The organism is Streptomyces sp. NPDC029151 (genome assembly GCF_055564315.1).
In genome coordinates this window covers 1071729-1090087 of record NZ_JBVHWQ010000002.1, presented here as the reverse complement: position 1 = coordinate 1090087, position 18359 = coordinate 1071729, and the positions used below count along the sequence as shown (strand labels likewise).

The window sequence follows — 18359 nt, the reverse complement described above, 5'->3', positions numbered from 1 at the left end:
CGCGTCCCACCCCCCCCCCCCCCCCCCCACCCCCCCCCCCCCCCTCCCCCCCCCCCCCCCCCCCCCCCCTCCCCTGTTCCGAGACGCGGGTTACTTCGCCGACAGCTCGGCCGCCACCAGCTCCGCGATCTGCACCGCGTTCAGCGCGGCGCCCTTGCGCAGGTTGTCGTTGGAGATGAACAGGGCGAGGCCGTTGTCCACCGTCTCGTCGCGGCGGATGCGGCCGACGTACGACGGGTCCTGACCGGCCGCCTGCAGCGGGGTCGGGATGTCGGAGAGGGCGACGCCCGGCGCCTTCGCGAGCAGCTCGGTGGCGCGCTCCGGGGAGATCGGGCGGGCGAAGCGGGCGTTGACCTGGAGGGAGTGGCCGGAGAAGACCGGGACGCGCACACAGGTGCCGGAGACCTTCAGCTCCGGGACCTCCAGGATCTTGCGGGACTCGTTGCGCAGCTTCTGCTCCTCGTCGGTCTCGTTCAGACCGTCGTCGACGATCGAACCCGCCAGCGGGAGCACGTTGAAGGCGATGGCGCGCTTGTAGACCTGCGGCTCGGGGAAGTCGACCGCCGCGCCGTCGTGGGTGAGCTTGTCGGCCTCGGCGGCCACCTTCTGCACCTGGCCGTGCAGCTCGGCCACGCCGGCGAGACCCGAGCCGGACACCGCCTGGTAGGTGGCGACGACCAGGGCTTCCAGGCCGGCCTCCTCGTGCAGCGGCTTCAGCACCGGCATCGCGGCCATCGTGGTGCAGTTCGGGTTGGCGATGATGCCCTTGGGGCGGTCGGCGATCGCGTGCGGGTTCACCTCGGAGACCACCAGCGGGACCTCGGGGTCCTTGCGCCAGGCCGAGGAGTTGTCGATCACGACGGCACCCTGGGAGGCGACCTTTTCGGCCAGCGCCTTGGAGGTCGCGCCGCCCGCCGAGAAGAGCACGATGTCCAGTCCGGTGTAGTCGGCGGTCGCCGCGTCCTCCACGGTCACACCGTCCAGCACGGTCCCGGCCGAGCGGGCCGAGGCGAACAGGCGCAGCTCCGTGACCGGGAAGTTCCGCTCCGTGAGGATCCCGCGCATGACCGTGCCGACCTGACCGGTGGCTCCGACGATTCCGACCCTCACAGCGACTCCCTTTGTGTGTCTCTTGCCTGACCGGGGCGTTTCCATCATGCGGCCGACCCCGGCCCACCTGTCCAATTCTTTGCCGCGCGTGCCCGAGGAATGGGACACGGCCACCCGGCGGGCGGTTCCACACCTCCGCCGGGCACCCCGTCGGACTGCAGGAATTCTCCCCGCGGCGGGCACGAGCCGGAAGCTGTGCTGTCCCGCCCCTGCCCGTCCGGGTCCGGGCCATACGACGGTGTGACGTACGCCTCTGCGCGTGTCCGGCGCCGGCCGAACGTTCCGGCCCGCTGCCGCGTCGTAGGGGCAGATGCGGGAGGGGGTGGCTTGTGCTGCGCGGAAGAACGCGCCGCGACCAGGGGGCGTACGCCGCCGGTGCGGAGCGCACCGGCGGTGATCCGCTGGACGCGGCCCAGGAACGCCGGGTGCGGGCGGTGCTCGCGCTCGGCGGGGTGCCGCAGTCGGACCTGCCGGACGGGGTACAGCAGGTCCGGTTGCGGCTGCTGGAGCGGGCCGCGAGCGGCCGGGAGGCGCCGCGGGACGTGTCGGCGTGGGCGGCGGTGGTCGCCTCCAACCTGGCCATGGACTGGCACCGGGCCAAGCGGCGCCGGGAACGGCTGGGGGAGCGGCTGGCCGCGCTGCGCGCGCCGACGCACCCCTCCGGCGAGGAGACCAGCCTGCTGTCCCTCGCGGTCGCCCGGGGCCTGGACGAACTGCCCGCCGCCCAGCGGCAGGTGGTCGTGCTGCGGTTCTTCGCCGACCTGCCGGTCCGGGACATCGCCGCCGAGCTGGGCATCCCGGAGGGCACGGTCAAGAGCAGGCTGCACACGGCGGTCCGCGCGCTGCGCGACCGGCTGCACGAGGACGAGGTGGTGTGAGATGACCGCCGAACACGAGGGCGCGCGGGGCGCCGACGGCGCCGGGGGTGCCGGTGGGCACGGGGGCCGGGGGGAGTACGACGGCATGGACGCCCTCATGGCCGCGATCACCGGCGACCCCCTGCCGGAGGAGGCCCTGCGGGACCCCGCGTTCCTCGCCGGGCACCGTGCGGCCGAGGCGGACCTCGCGGTGCTGCGCGACCAGCTGTCCCGGCTCGCGGACGCCCTGACCGGGCAGGAGCGGACCGGGCAGGAGCGGGCCGGGCAGGACGAGAGCGGGCAGGACGAGAGCGGGCGGGAGGAGAGCGGGGACGAGGGGAGCGGGGTGTCCGGTGCCGCCCTGCCCGGGCCGCGGCCCGCCCGTCGCCCCCGGGGCCGTACCCGCCCCGCCGGACGGGACCGGCCGCCCCGGCCCCCGCGGCCCGGCCGGCCGAGCCGGTCCCGGCGGGCGCTGCGGATCGCCCTCGGCTCGGCCGCCGGTGCCGCGGCCTTCTCGATGGCGCTGGGCTTCGGCTGGCTGGTCACGCAGTCCGGTGGCGGCGCGGACGACAACGGCGGGGCCTCCTCGGCCGCCAAGGGCGCGGGGAGGCAGAGCGCGGGGACGGGGCTGCGGCCGTCCGAGCCGGAACGGGAACTGGCCTGCTCCCGGCTGGTCGTGGAGGGCACCGTGGCGAGGGTGGAGCCGGCGGGGGACACCTCCGGAAGCCGCGTCACCCTGACCGTGACCCGCTCCTACAAGCCCGCGCACGGTCCGGCCGAGGTCGCCTTCCTGCTGGACGCGGACGCCCGGCCGGCCCCGCGCCGGGGGCAGCACGCGCTGGTCCGGGTCGGCCACGGCGACACGTACGCGAGCCAGTGGGCCGTCGGCGACTCCCGGGTGGCCGCCGAGCGTGCCTGGATCACCGGTGCCCTGCCCGGCTCCCGGACCACGCTCTGCCCCTCCGGCGACGCCTCCTGAGGCACGAAGGAGGGGCGGGAGTCCGTCAGGACGCCCGCCCCTCCCCTGTGCGTCACCCCGTTACGGCGTGACCTTCTCGATCTTCACGCTGCCGGTGCCCGCGACCGTGCCGCGCGCGTTCACCAGCTGGACGCGGCCGAAGAACTCGCGGCCGGCCGGGGCCGGGGCGGCGGCCGTGACCTGACCGGTCACCGTGGCCGAGTCCCCCGTGCCCAGCTTGACCGGGGCCGAGCCGTCGACCGTGACGGAGCCGAGCGCGGTGGAGAAGAACACGTCCCGGTAGTCGTAGTCGGTCGAGCCGGACGGCACGGAGTAGCCCGCGACCTGGATGGTGTAGGTGCCGGCGGCCGGGGACGGCACGGAGACCGCCTCCTCCGAGTCACCGTCGGCGGACTTGCCGACCTCCTTGCCGGACGCGTCGTACACCACCAGGTCGAGGTCGGCCGCCGTGTCCGAGACGCCCCCGATGGCGACGTCCAGGGAAGTGGCTCCGGCCGGGACCTCCACCGTGCTGGTCTGGGTCTCGCCCTGCTTGATGGCCGGGCGGGCCGTCCTGGAGGAGCCGAGCGGGCCGCCGGTCAGCTTGCCGTCCAGCGCGGCGTACTTGTTGGTCACCTTCCAGGAGGCGGTGGCCGGGGTGCCCACCTTGGCCTCGGGGACGGTCACCGTCTGCGGGTCGAAGGCCGCGCCGAGGACGGTGACGTCCAGCCGGTAGGGGTTGTCGAGCAGCGGGGACGTACGCCGGGACTCGACCTCGACCTCCCAGACGCCGGGCTGCGGGTTCGCGTAGGAGCGCACGTCGGGCTTGCAGCCGTTGCCGTCGAGGTAGTTGTTGTAGCAGTACGGCGTCGAGGTGTTGTCGGACGGCACGCCGTAGGGGTGGATGGCGATGAACCGGGTCTGGCTCTTGTCCGCCAGCCCGCCGATCGCGACCTCCAGCGACGTCGCGCCCTCGGGCACGCTCAGGAAGTACGACCGCGTGCTGTTGCGCTGCACCGAGTCCGAGGCGGAGTACGTGTACGTCACCGGTGCCGCGACCACGACGGTGGACAGGACCTGCTTGTCGACGCCCTCGGTCCGCGGGTCGTCGACCTCCAGGATCGCGCTCTTGATGCCGGCCGACTTCGGGGCCGCCTGCACCTGGACGGTGACCGGCTGGTTCAGCGGCAGCCTCACGTCGTCGTCGCCGACGATCCGGAAGGTGCCGCCGGCGTTGTTCTCGAAGTGCAGCTCGTGCCGGACCGCCTTGTCCGGGCCGGAGGTGCGGGTGATCGTGACGTCGTACGTCTTCTTCTCGCCCGCCTTCAGACCGCCCTCGCGGTCGTACAGGCCGGTTCCGAAGCCCGGGGTCTTCAGCGCGTAGTCGATCGCGGTGTCGACCGGGGCCTTGACCGTGTAGTCGTGCGCGGTGGCGCCGTCCTTGACGGCGTCCCACGCGTCCACGATGTCGATCAGGCCCGCGCCCTCCTCGTACGCCTGCGCCCCCTTGATGTGGTGGGCGGTCGAGGTCAGCGCCGTGCGCAGCTTGGCGGGCGTGAGGTCGATGCCCTTCTGCTTCGCGGCGCTCAGCAGCAGCGCGGAGGCGCCGGCGGCCTGCGGGGAGGCCATCGAGGTGCCCTGGAGCATCGAGTAGCCGGCAGGCAGCGAGTAGCCCGCCTCGGCGACCGGGGCGCCCGGCAGCCAGGTCTGGGTGGTGTTGATCGCGGCGCCGGGGGCGGTGAGGGTCGGCGTGAAGCCGCCGTCCTCGCGCGGGCCGCGGGAGGAGAAGGGCATCATCGCGTACTTCTTCTCCACGACGGAGCCGTAGTTGGCGGCCCACGTCTCCTTGGAGATCGCCGCGCCGACCGAGACGACCTTGTCGGCGAGGCCGGGGTCGCCGATGGTGTTGGCGCCGGGCCCGGAGTTGCCGGCGGAGATCACCAGCTGGACGCCGTAGGTGTCGATGAGCCGGGTGTACAGCTCGGCGCGCGCGTTGTTGCCGTCGTTCAGCGCGGGCAGGCCGCCGATCGACATGTTGACGATGTCGACCCCGCGCTTGGTGACGAGGTCGATCATGCCCTCGGTGAGGGCGACGTTGGTGCAGCCGCCGCTCCAGGTGCAGGCTCGCGAGGAGACCAGCTTGGCGCCCGGGGCGGCGCCGTTCATCCTGCCGCCGAACAGGCCGTTCGCGGCGGTGATGCCGGCGACGTGGGTGCCGTGCTCAGACTCGATGACGCCGATGTTGACGTAGTCGGCCTTCGCGCCGGAGGCGTTGTAGACGACGTCCTTGCGGGTCTCGACCACGAACGGCACGCGCTCGACGACGTCCGTCGCCGGGTCGTCGGTGCCGAAGTACCCGACCTGGTAGTCGTCCTTGTACGGCTTCATCGGCGTGTCGTCGGTGAAGTCCAGGTTGTCGTTCGTGTCGACGCGGACCGTGCCGGCGGCCGGGTCGTACAGCACGCCCCAGGCGTCGGTGGTGTCGCCGTCGCGGTTGAGGTCGCCCTTCTCGTCGCCGCCGGCGGTGGCCGACTCGTACATGTAGTTGAACTTGTACGAGCCCTCGGGGGCGGTGAACTTCTCGGTGCCCTGCGTGGCGGTGGTGATGGAGAAGGAGGGGCCGGAGACGCCGGTGGTCATCCGCCGCCAGGTGCCGTCGCCGTCGGCGACCGGGTCGGTCGCGGTCACCCAGTCGACGATCTTCCGCTCACCGGTGGTGGTCTTCTGCAGCGCCGGGTGGCCGAGGTCGATGCCGGAGTCGAGGATGCCGATGGTGATGCCGCGGCCGTCCGCCTTCGGGTGGTCCTCGACGAAGTCGACGGCACCGGTCTCGAAGGACGGGTTGTACGGGTTCGCGGCGGGGGTCTTCTTTCCCGGCGCCGGGTAACTTCCCTTGCCCGCAGTGGGCTTGGAGCCGTTCGGCGCCGGGTCGTCCAGCGGGATCTCCTGCTTGAGGTCGATGGCCCGCACCGAGGAGAGCTTCACGGCGGCGGCGATCGCCGAGTCCGCCCGGCCCGTCGGGACGGTGGCGCGGACGTAGCCGAGCTTGTCGTCGGTACGGCCCACCAGGCCGCCCTCGACCGCGTCCAGATCCGCGGCGACCCGCTCCGTCTGCCCGGGCGCGGTCGCGATCATCATCGTGACGTTCTTGTCGCCGTCGGCCTTGGCCTCGGCGAGCAAGGCCGCGTCGTCCGAACCCAGCTTGTCGGGGGCGGACTTGACGCCGGGGTCGGCGGCCGGGGCGGGAGCCGGGTCCGCGGCGAGGGCCAGGGGGACCGGCCCCGCGGCGGAGAGGGCGGCCACCACGCCCACGGCCACCGCTATGCGGGCCAGGCGTCTCGGGCCGGATATGGGATCACGCTCGGGCGTGTGGGTCATCGGCATCCCTCAGGTAAAGGAACGAGCGGACGAGAGCGCTCAGCCTTACCGAAGGGACATTCGTTTGGGGACCGTTGACCTAATCGAGATGAACGTATGGGGAAAACCCGCGATCGGATGTGAGCGGATCCGGTGCCGTTGTCCGGTGTGTGCTCAATTCTCCTTCGAACGCGCGTAATGCCGGGACGCCTTGGCCCGGTTGCCGCACGCGGCCATCGAGCACCAGCGGCGGGTGCCGTTCCGGGACGTGTCGAAGAAGTACAGGATGCAGTGGCCCCCGGCGCAGCTGCGGATCCGCTCCGGGGCCCGGGTGAGCAGCTCCAGGTAGTTCCGCGCGGCGAGCCAGGCCGGGCCCCAGGCGGGGTCGGCGAACTCGGGTTCCTCGGCCGGGCCGCCGGCGGTCAGCCGGGCCCGGATCCGGCCGTGCTCCAGGACGGCGTCCACGAGCGGCGCCGCCTGTTCCGGCGCACCGTCCACCGCGGCCTTGATCGCCTCGCGGGCCGCCCGCAGGTGGTCCAGCGCCTCGGCGCCGGCCGGGTGGGTCCCGGCCAGCCCGTTGCTCGCGAGCCACACCGCCAGCCCGCCGGTGTCCGCGAGCAGGTCCTGGACGACTCCGTCCCTGTTCCACCGGGTGTTGAGCAGGTCGAGCGCGAGGGGCTCACCGGTGAGCGGGCGGGGGTCGCGGGCGGTGGACATCGGGCATTCCTCCTCGGCTAACCAGTCAAGAGTACGTGACCGGTTGACCGGACCGTTTATAACCTCTAACGTGAAAGACAACGGTTAGACATGCCCGGCACGGGCACATCGAAGGGGAGAGCCATGACCTTGCGCACCGGCCACACCGGCCTGAACGTCACCGACCTGGACCGCTCGCTCGCCTTCTACCGGGACGTCCTCGGCTTCGCCCTGCTCGCCGAGGGCAAGGAGGACGACCGGCGCTACGCGTTCCTCGGCGACGGCGGCGAGCGGCCCGTCCTCACCCTCTGGCAGCAGGCGCGGGGGACGTACGACCGCGGGCGGGCCGGACTGCACCACCTCGCCTTCACCGCCGACTCCGTCGACCGGGTCCGGGAGTACGAGACGGCGCTCCGGGCCGCCGGCGTCGACTTCGCCCATGACGGCGTCGTCGCCCACCGGGAGGGCGCGTCCTCCGGCGGGATCTTCTTCCACGACCCGGACGGCACCCGCCTGGAGATCTCCGTGCCGCACGGCGCCGGGAACGCCCCCGCCCCGCACGCCTCCGCCCCGACCTGCGGCTTCTTCTAGTCATGAGCGTCTACCACGCGGGTTCGCGGGCGGTGCAGGACCAGGCCGGCGTCCGCGACCGCGCCGACCACGTGGGCCGCTCGCTGGGCCAGGACATCAAGCCCGTCGCGGCGGCCTTCCTGGAGCAGCAGCCCCTCCTGGTCGTCGGCGGGCCGGACCCGGAGACGGGCAGGGTGTGGGCGCACGCCCTCACGGGCGCGCCGGGCTTCGTGCGGGCGACCGGGCCCCGGCGGGTGTCCGTGGACACGGCTCACCCATTCGGCCGGGGAACGACCGTCGGCACCATCGCCCTGGACCCCCGGACCCGCCGCCGCATGCGCCTCAACGGCCGCCTCACGCCCACGGCGACCGGCTTCACCGTCGACGCGGACCAGGTCTTCTCCAACTGCCCCCGGTACATCCGGCGGAGGGAGTCGTACGAGAGGGTCGACCGCACCCCCGGCACACCCCGCCGGCTCACCCGGCTCGGAGCCGCGGAAGCGGACTTCGTCGCCGCCGCCGACACCTTCTTCCTCGCCACCGTCCACCGCACCGGCGCCGACGCCAGCCACCGCGGCGGCGACCCCGGCTTCGTCCGGGTCGCCTCACCGCGCGAACTGACCTGGCCGGACTACCCGGGCAACGCCATGTTCCTCAGCCTCGGCAACCTGTACACCGACCCCCGCGCCGGACTGCTCTTCCTCGACTGGGAGACGGGCAGCACCCTCCAGCTCACCGGCGAGGCCCGCACCGGGGTCGCCGAGGACGGCACCCGCACCGTCCGCTTCACCCTCACCGAGGCCCTGTGGACCCCGGGCGCCCTGCCGTTGCGCTGGTCCGCGCCCGCATATTCGCCCGCCGATCCGGAGCCCACGCGTTAACGTCCGCTGATGCGACGGAAACTGAGGGTGGCGGCCTACGCCGTGTGCGTCCGTGACGGACAGATACTGCTGGCCCGGTCACCGGCGCCCGACGGCAGGCCCGAGTGGGTGCTGCCCGGCGGCGGCATGGAGCACGGCGAGGACCCGTACGACACGGTCCGCCGCGAGGTCACCGAGGAGACCGGCTACCGCATCGAGGTGACCGGCCTCCTCGGCGTCGACTCCCACCGGCTGGTCGGCGATCCCCGGGTCGGGCGCCGCACGGACCACCAGGGGCTGCGGATCGTCTACGAGGGCGAGATCACGGGCGGCGAACTCCGCTACGAGATCGGCGGATCCACCGACCTCGCCGCCTGGCACCACCTGGACACCGTGCCCGGCCTGGTCCGGGTGCCGATGGTCGACATCGCCCTGCGGCTCTGGCGCGAACGCCCGCGCCACGGACACCTGGAGGACGTACCCGTACCCCGGCAGATGAACGAGGAGTGACCGGTCCCCGGCCGGCCGCGATCCACTCCGTGACCGCACCCGGTACCCCGTGATCCACGTACGGTGTTCGGCGCCGCGCGTTGCGGCCGCGTTCACGCGCAGGTCATCCCTGGTGCCAACGATCCACAGTGAGCGGGGCGTTCGTGTGTGCGACGTCCCGCGACCACTGCCGACGCGTTCGCACTCGGGGAGATCGCGCCATGTCGCGCATACGCTCTGTCACCGCCTCCGCCCTGGAGGTCAACCGCCGTACCGTCCTCGCCGCCGCCGGAGCCGTCTCGCTCTCCGCGGGCGTCGGCTACGCCCTGCGTCCCACCGACAGCCGGGCCGCCACCCCGCCCACCGAGGCGGAGGCGCCGGTCGCCGACTCACGGCGGGCCGCCGCGACGGCCCCGCTGGCCCCCTACACCAAGGGCACCACCCTCGCCTCCGTCGCCGCCCCCCGCAACAGCTCCGGCTACCGCCGCCTCGGCGACGGGCCCGGCTGGAAGCGGGTCGTGCGCGCCGAGCTGGCCGCGCCCAAGTCCGGCCGGGCGGAGCGCCGTACCGCGCTCGCCGCGTTCGTGCAGTTCACCGACCTGCACCTGATGGACGTCCAGCACCCGCTGCGCCTGGAGTACCTGCGCTCCCACGACGTGCACGCCTGGCGCCCGCACGAGGCGCTCACCGTGCCCGGCGCGATCTCCCTCGTGGAGCGGGTCAACGCGCTGCGCGGCGCCCCCGTCACCGGCGCCCCGCTGCACTTCGTGATGACCACCGGCGACAACACCGACAACAACGCCCACTCCGAACTGGAGTGGTTCATGAAGGTGATGAGCGGAGGCCGGATCACCCCCAACTCCGGGGACCCGCGGCACTACGAGGGCGTGCAGAACTCCGGGCTGAAGCTGTACTGGCAGGCCGCGTCCACCACCCGCGACAACGACAAGGCGCTCGGCTTCCCCCACCTCACGGGCTTCCTGGCCGCGGCGATCCGCGAGGTGCGCAGCTCCGGCCTCGACCTGCCCTGGTACTCCACCGTCGGCAACCACGACGCCCTCCCGCTCGGCTGCTACGGCTCCCACGGCGACCGCTACCTGGCCGAGGCGGCCATCGGCGGGAAGAAACTGATGGACGTCTCCGCCGCCGACGCCAAGAAGCTCCAGGACACCATCAAGAACGCCAAGGACCCCAAGGCCACCGGCTACCGGGACTTCCTCAGGGCCCACGCCCGTTCGATGCGCTCGGTCACCCCGGACGACAAGCGCGCCCCCTACACCCAGGCCGACTACCTGAAGGCCCACCTGGACCCGGCGTACCAGGGCCACGGCCCGGTCGGGCACGGCTACTCCTCGGCGAACCTGGACGCGGGCACCCAGTACTACGCCTTCCGCATCTCCGACGACGTCATCGGCATCAGCATCGACACCACCGACCCCGGCGGCCACTACGAGGGCTCCATCGGCACCGCCCAGCTGAAGTGGCTCGAGCGGACGCTGAAGGACCACAAGGACTCCTACGCCGTCGTCTTCAGCCACCACACCAGCGCGACCATGACCAACACCCGGCCCGACCCGGCCCGCCCGGGGGAGAGGCGGCACGGCGGCGCCGAGGTGATATCGGTGCTGTCCGCCCACGCGGGCGTGCTGGCCTGGGTGAACGGCCACATCCACAAGAACGTCGTCACCCCGCACAAGGCCGCCGGCGGGCGCTCCTTCTGGGAGGTCTCCACCGCCTCGCACGTCGACTTCCCGCAGCTCGCCCGCGTCATCGAGCTGGTCGACAACAAGGACGGCACGCTCTCCCTGTTCACCACGCTGATCGAGTCCGCCGCCCCGCACCGCACCGACTACGCCGACCTCTCCCAGACCGGTCTCGCCGCCCTCTACCGCGAGCTGTCCTACAACGCCCCCGGCGCCAACCGGACCCTCGCCGGCAGCGCGGCCGACCGGAACACCGAACTGGTGCTGAAGAAGGGCTGAAAGTCACTCAACCGGGTCACGGCGCTCAACCATCGCGGAACGCCGCGAGGTCCCTCCCCCCGACCGCACCACACACCACAGGTTGGGGAAGACATGCGCGTACGCACGGCTCTGGTGGGCACCACCGCCCTGCTCCTCTCCGCGGCCCTCGCGGCCCCGGCGGTGGCGGCCACCGGCACCCGGTCCGCGGGCGGCCACACCGGCACCCGCGAGGCGATCGAGGCGGCGGTCGCGGCAGGCGTCCCCGGGGTGACCGCCACCGCACGGGACACCCACGGCACCTGGTCGGCGACGGCCGGGGTGGGCGACACCCGCACGGGCGCACCGCGCTCGGCCGCCGACCGCTACCGCGTGGGCAGCATCACCAAGACCTTCGTCTCCACGGTCCTGCTCCAGCTGGAGGCGGAGGGCCGGCTGTCCCTGGACGACAAGGTCGACCGGTGGCTGCCGGGCGTCGTCCGCGGCCACGGCCACGACGGCCGCCGCATCACCGTCCGCCGGCTCCTCAACCACACCAGCGGCATCTACGACTACACGGCCGACGCCGGTTTCGCCCGCGACCACTTCACCAAGGACGGCTTCTTCGAGCACCGCTACGACACCCTCGCACCGCGCGACCTCCTGGCGATCGCCCTGCGGCACAGGCCGGACTTCGCCCCGGGCACGTCCTGGAGCTACTCCAACACCAACTACGTCGTGGCCGGCATGGTGATCGAGAAGGTGACGGGCCGCTCGTACGCCACCGAGATCCGCCGGCGCGTCCTCGACCCCCTGCACCTGACGGCCACCTCCGTGCCCGGCACGAAGACCACGGTCCCGCGGCCGAGCAGCCGCGCCTACTCGAAACTCGCCGAGGCGGCCGAGGGCCCGACGTACGACGTCACGGCCCTCAACCCGTCCATGGCCTCCTCGGCCGGCGAGATGATCTCGAACTCGGCGGACCTCGACCGCTTCTACAGCGCCCTGCTCGGCGGGAAGCTCCTCCCGCCGCGCCAGCTGAAGGAGATGAAGACGACCGTGAAGATCGACGGCGTGCCGAACGTCCGCTACGGCCTCGGCCTCATGGACACCAAGCTGACCTGCGGTGTGCACGTCTGGGGCCACGACGGGGGCATCCACGGCTCCGTGTCCTCGGCGGTGACGACGGCGGACGGCCGTCACTCCCTCGCCCTCGACTTCAACGGGGACTGGAGCGGGGAGACGGGCGCGGTGATCGAGGGGGAGTTCTGCTAGCCGGCGTCCCGTTCGCCGCGCGGCCGCCCGAGCCGCCGCGGGGTCACGACACCCGGTCGAGTACCGGCAGGTAGCCGAGGGACTGTCCCGGGGCCGTCGGGTGGTACGACTCGGTGATCGCCAGCACGTCGACGCCGCGCAGCCAGGGCCGGGACGAGCAGATCTCGTGGCCGGCGAAGGCGGCGGTGACGTCGGCGAAGGTGAACCCGTGGGCGGCGGCGCGCCCCGCGATCACGGCGTTGAGGTGGTCCACTCCGTCGTTGAGGGCGGCGCGCTCGCTGTCGTGGAGGCCCAGCGCGCAGGCCCCCCTCAGGTGGTACAGGTGCGGATAGCCGAGCACCACGACCCGGGCGGCGGGAGCCCGGTTCCTGATCGCCGTGAAGAGCCGGTCGAGCCCGGCCGGCAGGGACCCGTCCATGGTGCCCCGGGCCCGGGTGAGGGCGGAGCGGCAGCCGCCGGCGCCCAGCGCGCAGCTCGCGATGACACCGACGAACCCCGTGTCGCTGCCGCCGACGGTGAGGGTGACCAGGCCGGTGCGCGGGCTGAGATGGCCGAGCTGCTCGGTCAGCACGTCGGTGGTGCCGGCGCCGTTGCACGCGGCGAAGGTGAAGGACGCCGGCGCGTGCGCCTCGGCCCACAGCACCGGGAACGCCCGGCTGCTGCGCTTGCACTCCCGGCCGGAGGCCAGGTAGTCGCCGGCGCCGACACCGGCGGAGTAGGAGTCGCCGAGGGCCACATAGCCGCCGGTCACCGTCCGGGGTGCCACCTGTGCCGTCGCGGGGTCGGCGAACGCGCAGGCGGCCGCGAGGAGGAAGGAGCACGCGCCTGCCGCTATTCGGGGGTGTCTCATGCCTTTCCACTATCGCGGCCCGCCCGTGCCCCGCCCGCCCTGCTCACCCGTTCCGGTGAGCCCTCACCCGGGCGGCGCACCAGAAGTGGACGGCCCGCGGCGGGCGTGCACGCCGGCGGCGGGCACGAGGAGGGGCCACCGGTCCCCGGCCCGGTGGCCCCTCCTCTCCCCTCCTCCAGGACCCCGGTACGGGCCCCGCCGTCGCCGCCCCGGTCCGTCACTACCGGGGAAGCACCAGGACGTACGCGGCCGGGTCGCGGTCCCCGGACGCCATCAGCGCGGTCCGCACCACCGCCGCCTGCTGCTCCAGGGAGTCCCGGAGCTTCTTCGGCGTGAGGTACACGACCGTGATGCCGAGCCGCTCCAGGTGCTCGCGCTTGCGGGCGTACTCCGACCACATGGCGTCGTCGTCCTGCCGGGGCGCGCGCGTGTCGAGTTCGACGGCGACCGCCTGGTCAGGCCAGTAGGCGTCGACGCCGCCGAGGTGCGGGCCGCCGGGCAGGCGCAGGTCGACGTTCCAGACCGGGTCGGGCAGGCCGTACTCGCCGACCATCCGGTACAGGCGGTCCTCGGCGATCGAGCGGCCCTCCGCGAGCAGCGCGTCCACCGCGTCCACCACGTGCGGGCGGCCGAGCAGCTTCGCCTGGGTCAGCTCGCGGACCACGGCCGCCGGTTCGCAGTGGCCGCCGCGCACCGCCTCGGTCAGCAGCCGCCGTACCGCCTCCGCGTCCGTCAGCGCCGCCACCGCGTCCGCCAGTGCCCGGGGCACCGGCGCCACCGGCAGGCCGGCGACGGTGTGCGGGGCGGGCAGGGCGGGGGTGCGCAGGACGTGGACGTAACCGGCGGAGCGCAGCCGGCGCGGACGCGGGACCAGGACGTCCACCTGGTCGAGCGCGGGCAGCGGCGGGGCGGACGAGAAGCCGTGCAGGGCCAGCGCCGCGAGGCCGGTGAGCACCGCGTCCGCGTACAGCGGCCGGTGCGGGCTGCCGGAGGTCGGCTGGGCGGGGACGGCCGGTTCGGCCGCGCGGGCCGCGTACAGCAGGGCCCCGTGCAGCCGCTCCTCGCCGGTGGGCGGCCCCGCGTGCAGCAGGATCACGTGCGGGAGCAGTTCCCGCCAGGGGCCGTCGGGGCGGCACTGCTCGGACAGCTCGGCCGCCGTCACGCCGTGGGAGCGGAGCTGAGCGGCCGTCACCACGCGGCGGTGGGCGTCGGCGAGGTGGTGCAGGGGGCGGGGGGAGAGCGGGGTGTTGTGGGTCATGGCGACGGGATTCCCGCCTCCTGTCCCCCCTTTAACCGCTGTTACACGCCCGTCGATGAATGCGGACAACACGGGACTAAAGGTCAGGTGTTCGGATGCCGAGTAGAGAGGCAAAACCCCTGGTCCGATCAGGTGGGGACCAGGGGTTACGGCTGCGTTTGCCCGGATTTCGTAACGGTCACCGACCGGGCAAGCTCAGGCCAAAGCTCAGCGTCCGGCGGCCGCCGCGTCGCACTCCTGCGCGCGCAGTGCCCGCGCCAGGTCGTCCCGCGCCTCCAGCACCAGCCGGCGCAGCGCCGGTGCCGCGTCCTCGTGCGCCCCCAGCCACGCGTCCGTCGCCCGCAGCGTCTCCGGACGGTCCTGGTACGCCGGGAACAGGCCCCGCACCACGTCCATGCCGATCTGGATCGACCGCTCCCGCCACACCCGCTCGATCGCCGCGAAGTACAGCTGCGCGTACGGCGCGGTCAGCTCCCGCTGCGAGGGCCGGACGAAGCCCGCGATCGTCGCCTCCACCAGCGCGTTCGACAGCGCGTCGGACTCCACGACCTGCGCCCACGCCTGCGCCTTGACCGCCGCCGACGGCCGCGCCGCCAGGCAGCGCACCTGGTGCCGCTTGCCCGACGCCGTGTCGTCCCGGGCCAGCTCGGCCGCCAGCACCGACTCGTCCACCGCCCCGTGCGCGGCCAGCGGCTCCAGGAACGCCCAGCGCAGCTCCTGGTCCACCTCCAGGCCCTCGATCTCGACCGTGCCGTCCAGCAGGTCCCTCAGCAGCTTCAGATCCGGCTCCGCCGACGCCACGGTCGCGAAGAACCGCGCCCACGCCAGCTGCTGCTCACTGCCCGGCCCGGCCTCCCGCAGCTCCCGCAGCGCCCCCTCGGCCAGCAGCTCCCCGCCCGTCTCCCGCCACTCGGGCGCCGCGTAGTGCACCAGCGCCCCGTTCGCCCACGCGTGCAGCATCTGCAGCACACCGATGTCGGACTCGCGGCCCGCGAACCGCAGCACGAGGTCCACGAAGTCCCGGGCCGGCAGCAGCGCGTCCCGGGTCATGTTCCACAGCGCCGACCAGCACAGGGCACGCGCCAGCGGATCGGTGATCGCGCCGAGGTGCTCACGCAGCGTCTCCAGCGAGGTCGCGTCGAACCGGTTCTTGCAGTAGGTCAGGTCGTCGTCGTTGACCAGCACCAGCTCGGGCGCCTCGGCACCCGCCAGCTCCGCCACGACCGTGCGCGGCTCGTGCACGTCCGTCTCCACGCGGGCGTACCGCTCCACCGCGCCCTCGGGCGTACGGCGGTACAGGCCCACGGCGATCCGGTGCGGGCGCAGCTCCGGGTGGGACTCGGGGGCCTCCTGCACGATCGCCAGCTCGGCGATCCGGGCACCCTCGGTGTCCAGCAGCACCTGCGGGGTCAGCGCGTTCACCCCGGCCGTCTGGAGCCAGGACCGCGACCACCCCGTCATGTCCCGGCCGCTGGTCTCCGCCAGCACCGACAGCAGGTCGCCCAGGCGCGTGTTGCCGTAGGCGTTCCGCTTGAAGTAGCGCCGGGCGCCCTCCAGGAACGCGTCCTGGCCGACGTAGGCCACCAGCTGCTTCAGCACCGAGGCACCCTTGGCGTAGGTGATGCCGTCGAAGTTCAGCTTGGCGTCCTCCAGGTCACGGATGTCCGCCGTGACCGGATGCGTCGAGGGCAGCTGGTCCGCCCGGTACGCCCAGGCCTTGCGGCGGTTGGCGAAGGTGATCCACGCGTCCTTGAAGCGGGTCGCGCCGACGTTGGCGAACGTGCCCATGAAGTCCGCGAAGGACTCCTTCAGCCACAGGTCGTCCCACCACTCCATGGTGACCAGGTCGCCGAACCACATGTGCGCCATCTCGTGCAGGATGACGTTGGCCCGGCCCTCGTACGAGGCCTGCGTGACCTTCCCGCGGAAGATGTACTCCTCGCGGAAGGTCACCAGACCCGGGTTCTCCATCGCGCCCAGGTTGTACTCCGGGACGAACGCCTGGTCGTACTTCCCGAACGGGTACGGGTAGTCGAAGTGGTCGTGGAAGAAGTCCAGGCCCTGCTTGGTCACCAGGAACACGTCGTCCGCGTCGAAGTGCGGGGCGAGACCCCTGCGGCACATCGCGCCGAGCGGGATCTCCAGCTTGGTCCCGTCCTCGAGGATCCGCTCGTAGGAGTCCGTCACGTAGTGGTACGGCCCCGCCACCACACACGTGATGTACGTCGAGATCGGCTTCGTCTCCGCGAACCGCCAGACCCCGTCGGTCTGTTCACCGGCGCCGTTGCTCCACACCGTCCAGCCCTCGGGCGCCCGCACCTCGAAGCGGTACGGCGCCTTCAGGTCCGGCTGCTCGAAGTTCGCGAACACCCGGCGGGCGTCGGCCGGCTCGTACTGCGTGTACAGGTAGACCTCGCCGTCCTCCGGGTCGACGAAGCGGTGCATGCCCTCACCCGTGCGCGAGTAGGCGCACTGGGCGTCCACCACCAGCTCGTTCTCCGCGGCCAGGTCCTCCAGCGCGATCCGGGAGCCGTCGAAGACCTCGCCCGGGTCCAGGTCCCGGCCGTTCAGCGACACGGAGGTCACGCGCGGCGCGACCAGGTCGGCGAAGCTGGAGGCGCCCGGCTCGCTGCAGCGGAACCGGATGGTGGTCACCGAGCGGAAGGTGCGGGGCTCGCCGCCCCCGTCGCCGACGGCGGACCTCAGGTCCAGGGACACGTCGTAACCGTCGACGGACAGCAGGGCGGCCCGCTCCCGGGCCTCGTCGCGGGACAGATTCTCACCGGGCACGGACGGCACTCCCTCGTGATCGCGTGAATGGCGGCTGAACAGGACCGATCCTGCCATGAGCTCCTGACACGGGGATCGGGGAATGGCACAGTGAGCAGCGGTGTTTTCCCGGGAAACGGTCCTCACGAGGAGAGACATGTCGGACAAGACCCCCGTCGACTTCTGGTTCGACCCGCTGTGCCCCTGGGCCTGGATGACCTCCCGCTGGGTGCGGGAGGTGGAGAAGGTCCGCGACATCGAGGTCCGCTGGCATGTGATGAGCCTCGCCGTGCTCAACGAGGACAAGCTGGACGAGCTGCCCGAGGGCTACCGCGAGATGCTGGAGACCAAGGCGTGGGGTCCGGTCCGCGTCGTCATCGCCGCCCGGCAGGAGCACGGCGAGGCGGTGCTCGGCGACCTCTACACCGCGCTCGGCACCCGTATCCACAACCAGGGCGAGGGCCCGGAGAAGCCGGCCGTGGCCGCCGCGCTGCGGGACGTCGGCCTGCCCGAGTCCCTGATGGACCACTGGGACTCCACCCCGTACGAGGCGGAGCTGCGCGCCTCCCACAAGGAGGGCATCGAGAAGGTCGGCCAGGACGTCGGCACCCCCGTCATCGCGGTGCCGGGCCCCGACGGCGAGCAGATCGCCTTCTTCGGTCCCGTCGTCACCCCGGCCCCGAAGGGCGAGGAGGCCGCCCGCCTCTGGGACGGCACCCTCGCCGTGGCCTCGGTACCGGGCTTCTACGAGATCAAGCGCAGCCGCACCCAGGGCCCGGACTTCAGCAACCTGTGACCGCTCACCGCCGGGGCGCGTTCCCGCGCCCGGGCCAGCAGTTCCAGGTGTTCCCCGTAGCCCTTCGCGTAGTACGCCGCCCGGTCCGGGTCCGGCTCGACCAGCCGGGCCGGCTCGGTCCAGGCGGCGGTGTCCAGCGGGACGCCGTACCGTTCGGCGGCCGCGAGCACCGCGCCGCGCGCCCCCACCTCGCCCGCCGCCACCCTCAGCGGCCGGCCCAGCACATCGGCCAGCAGGCCCGCCCAGGCCGGGCTGCGGGTGCCGCCGCCGCACACCGCCGGCGAGCCGGTCAGGCCCGCCGCCTCCAGGCAGTGCCGGGCCGCGTAGCCGATGCCCTCGCAGGTGGCGCGGACCAGATGGGCGGGCGTCGACTCCAGGCAGACGCCGAGGAGTTCGGCCCGCAGCCCCGGCTCCACGAAGGGCGCCCGCTCGCCGGACGGCGCGAAGTACGGCAGTACCCGCACCCCGTGCGCGCCGGGCGGGGCGGCGGCCAGCAGGGCGTCCAGGTCCTCGTGCCGGGCGCCCGTGGTGCGCAGCACCCAGTCCAGCGCCGCCGTGCCGACCATGCCGGCTC

At 73.1% G+C, this 18359-nt stretch carries 14 protein-coding genes and 1 pseudogene; 8 read left to right on the top strand and 7 right to left on the bottom strand.

Going from position 1 to position 18359, the window contains the following annotated elements:
* Positions 1–90 precede the first annotated feature (90 nt).
* On the bottom strand, positions 91–1110 hold the full coding sequence (locus ACZ4VF_RS12615; protein WP_467925457.1) for an aspartate-semialdehyde dehydrogenase: 1020 nt from the start codon (positions 1108–1110) through the stop codon (positions 91–93).
* A gap of 329 nt (positions 1111–1439) precedes the next feature.
* On the opposite strand from ACZ4VF_RS12615, the gene ACZ4VF_RS12610 reads away from it, so the two are divergent.
* Together ACZ4VF_RS12610 and ACZ4VF_RS12605 are read left to right on the top strand one after the other, a co-directional pair.
* Positions 1440–1988, top strand: a complete 549-nt coding sequence (locus ACZ4VF_RS12610) for an RNA polymerase sigma factor (RefSeq protein WP_467925455.1) — start codon at positions 1440–1442, stop codon at positions 1986–1988.
* Between the two features lies 1 nt (position 1989).
* The gene (locus tag ACZ4VF_RS12605) at positions 1990–2946 is read left to right on the top strand and encodes a hypothetical protein (RefSeq protein WP_467925453.1); all 957 of its coding nucleotides are present in this window, start codon (positions 1990–1992) and stop codon (positions 2944–2946) included.
* A 60-nt stretch (positions 2947–3006) separates the two neighbouring features.
* On the opposite strand, the gene ACZ4VF_RS12600 is transcribed toward ACZ4VF_RS12605, so the two are convergent.
* Both ACZ4VF_RS12600 and ACZ4VF_RS12595 read right to left on the bottom strand, forming a co-directional pair.
* Positions 3007–6303: a S8 family serine peptidase gene (locus ACZ4VF_RS12600; RefSeq protein ID WP_467925451.1), complete on the bottom strand. Its 3297-nt coding sequence runs from the start codon at positions 6301–6303 to the stop codon at positions 3007–3009.
* Positions 6304–6456: 153 nt separating this feature from the next.
* Positions 6457–6999, bottom strand: a complete 543-nt coding sequence (locus ACZ4VF_RS12595; protein ID WP_467925449.1) for a CGNR zinc finger domain-containing protein — start codon at positions 6997–6999, stop codon at positions 6457–6459.
* A 123-nt stretch (positions 7000–7122) separates the two neighbouring features.
* Between ACZ4VF_RS12595 and ACZ4VF_RS12590 the strand changes: the two genes are divergently transcribed.
* The 5 genes from ACZ4VF_RS12590 (at position 7123) to ACZ4VF_RS12570 (ending at position 12112) form a co-directional block, all read left to right on the top strand.
* On the top strand, positions 7123–7569 hold the full coding sequence (locus ACZ4VF_RS12590) for a VOC family protein (protein ID WP_467925447.1): 447 nt from the start codon (positions 7123–7125) through the stop codon (positions 7567–7569).
* A 2-nt stretch (positions 7570–7571) separates the two neighbouring features.
* Entirely contained in the window at positions 7572–8429 is an 858-nt protein-coding gene (locus tag ACZ4VF_RS12585) for a pyridoxamine 5'-phosphate oxidase family protein (protein ID WP_467925445.1), read from the top strand.
* A 9-nt stretch (positions 8430–8438) separates the two neighbouring features.
* Positions 8439–8918: an NUDIX hydrolase gene (locus ACZ4VF_RS12580; protein WP_467925443.1), complete on the top strand. Its 480-nt coding sequence runs from the start codon at positions 8439–8441 to the stop codon at positions 8916–8918.
* A 200-nt stretch (positions 8919–9118) separates the two neighbouring features.
* A complete protein-coding gene (locus ACZ4VF_RS12575; protein ID WP_467925441.1) occupies positions 9119–10879 on the top strand; it encodes a TIGR03767 family metallophosphoesterase in 1761 nt (586 codons plus the stop codon).
* 93 nt (positions 10880–10972) lie between these two features.
* Positions 10973–12112 (top strand): serine hydrolase domain-containing protein, encoded by a 1140-nt coding sequence (locus tag ACZ4VF_RS12570; protein ID WP_467925439.1) that lies wholly within the window; start codon positions 10973–10975, stop codon positions 12110–12112.
* 43 nt (positions 12113–12155) lie between these two features.
* On the opposite strand, the gene ACZ4VF_RS12565 is transcribed toward ACZ4VF_RS12570, so the two are convergent.
* From ACZ4VF_RS12565 to pepN, 3 genes are all read right to left on the bottom strand, one after another.
* Positions 12156–12962, bottom strand: a complete 807-nt coding sequence (locus ACZ4VF_RS12565) for an SGNH/GDSL hydrolase family protein (protein ID WP_467925437.1) — start codon at positions 12960–12962, stop codon at positions 12156–12158.
* 220 nt (positions 12963–13182) lie between these two features.
* Positions 13183–14220, bottom strand: coding sequence for a hypothetical protein (locus ACZ4VF_RS12560; RefSeq protein WP_467925435.1), 1038 nt, complete (start codon positions 14218–14220; stop codon positions 13183–13185).
* A gap of 207 nt (positions 14221–14427) precedes the next feature.
* Positions 14428–17010 (bottom strand): aminopeptidase N, encoded by a 2583-nt coding sequence (pepN, locus tag ACZ4VF_RS12555; protein ID WP_467925433.1) that lies wholly within the window; start codon positions 17008–17010, stop codon positions 14428–14430.
* A 136-nt stretch (positions 17011–17146) separates the two neighbouring features.
* Here pepN and ACZ4VF_RS12550 point away from each other — a divergent pair, with 136 nt between their 5' ends.
* Entirely contained in the window at positions 17147–17785 is a 639-nt protein-coding gene (locus ACZ4VF_RS12550; RefSeq protein WP_467925431.1) for a mycothiol-dependent nitroreductase Rv2466c family protein, read from the top strand.
* On the opposite strand, the pseudogene ACZ4VF_RS12545 reads toward ACZ4VF_RS12550, so the two are convergent.
* Positions 17734–18351: pseudogene (locus ACZ4VF_RS12545) on the bottom strand (FGGY-family carbohydrate kinase); the annotation flags it as partial. The gene ACZ4VF_RS12550 and the pseudogene ACZ4VF_RS12545 overlap by 52 nt on opposite strands.
* Positions 18352–18359: the final 8 nt, after the last annotated feature.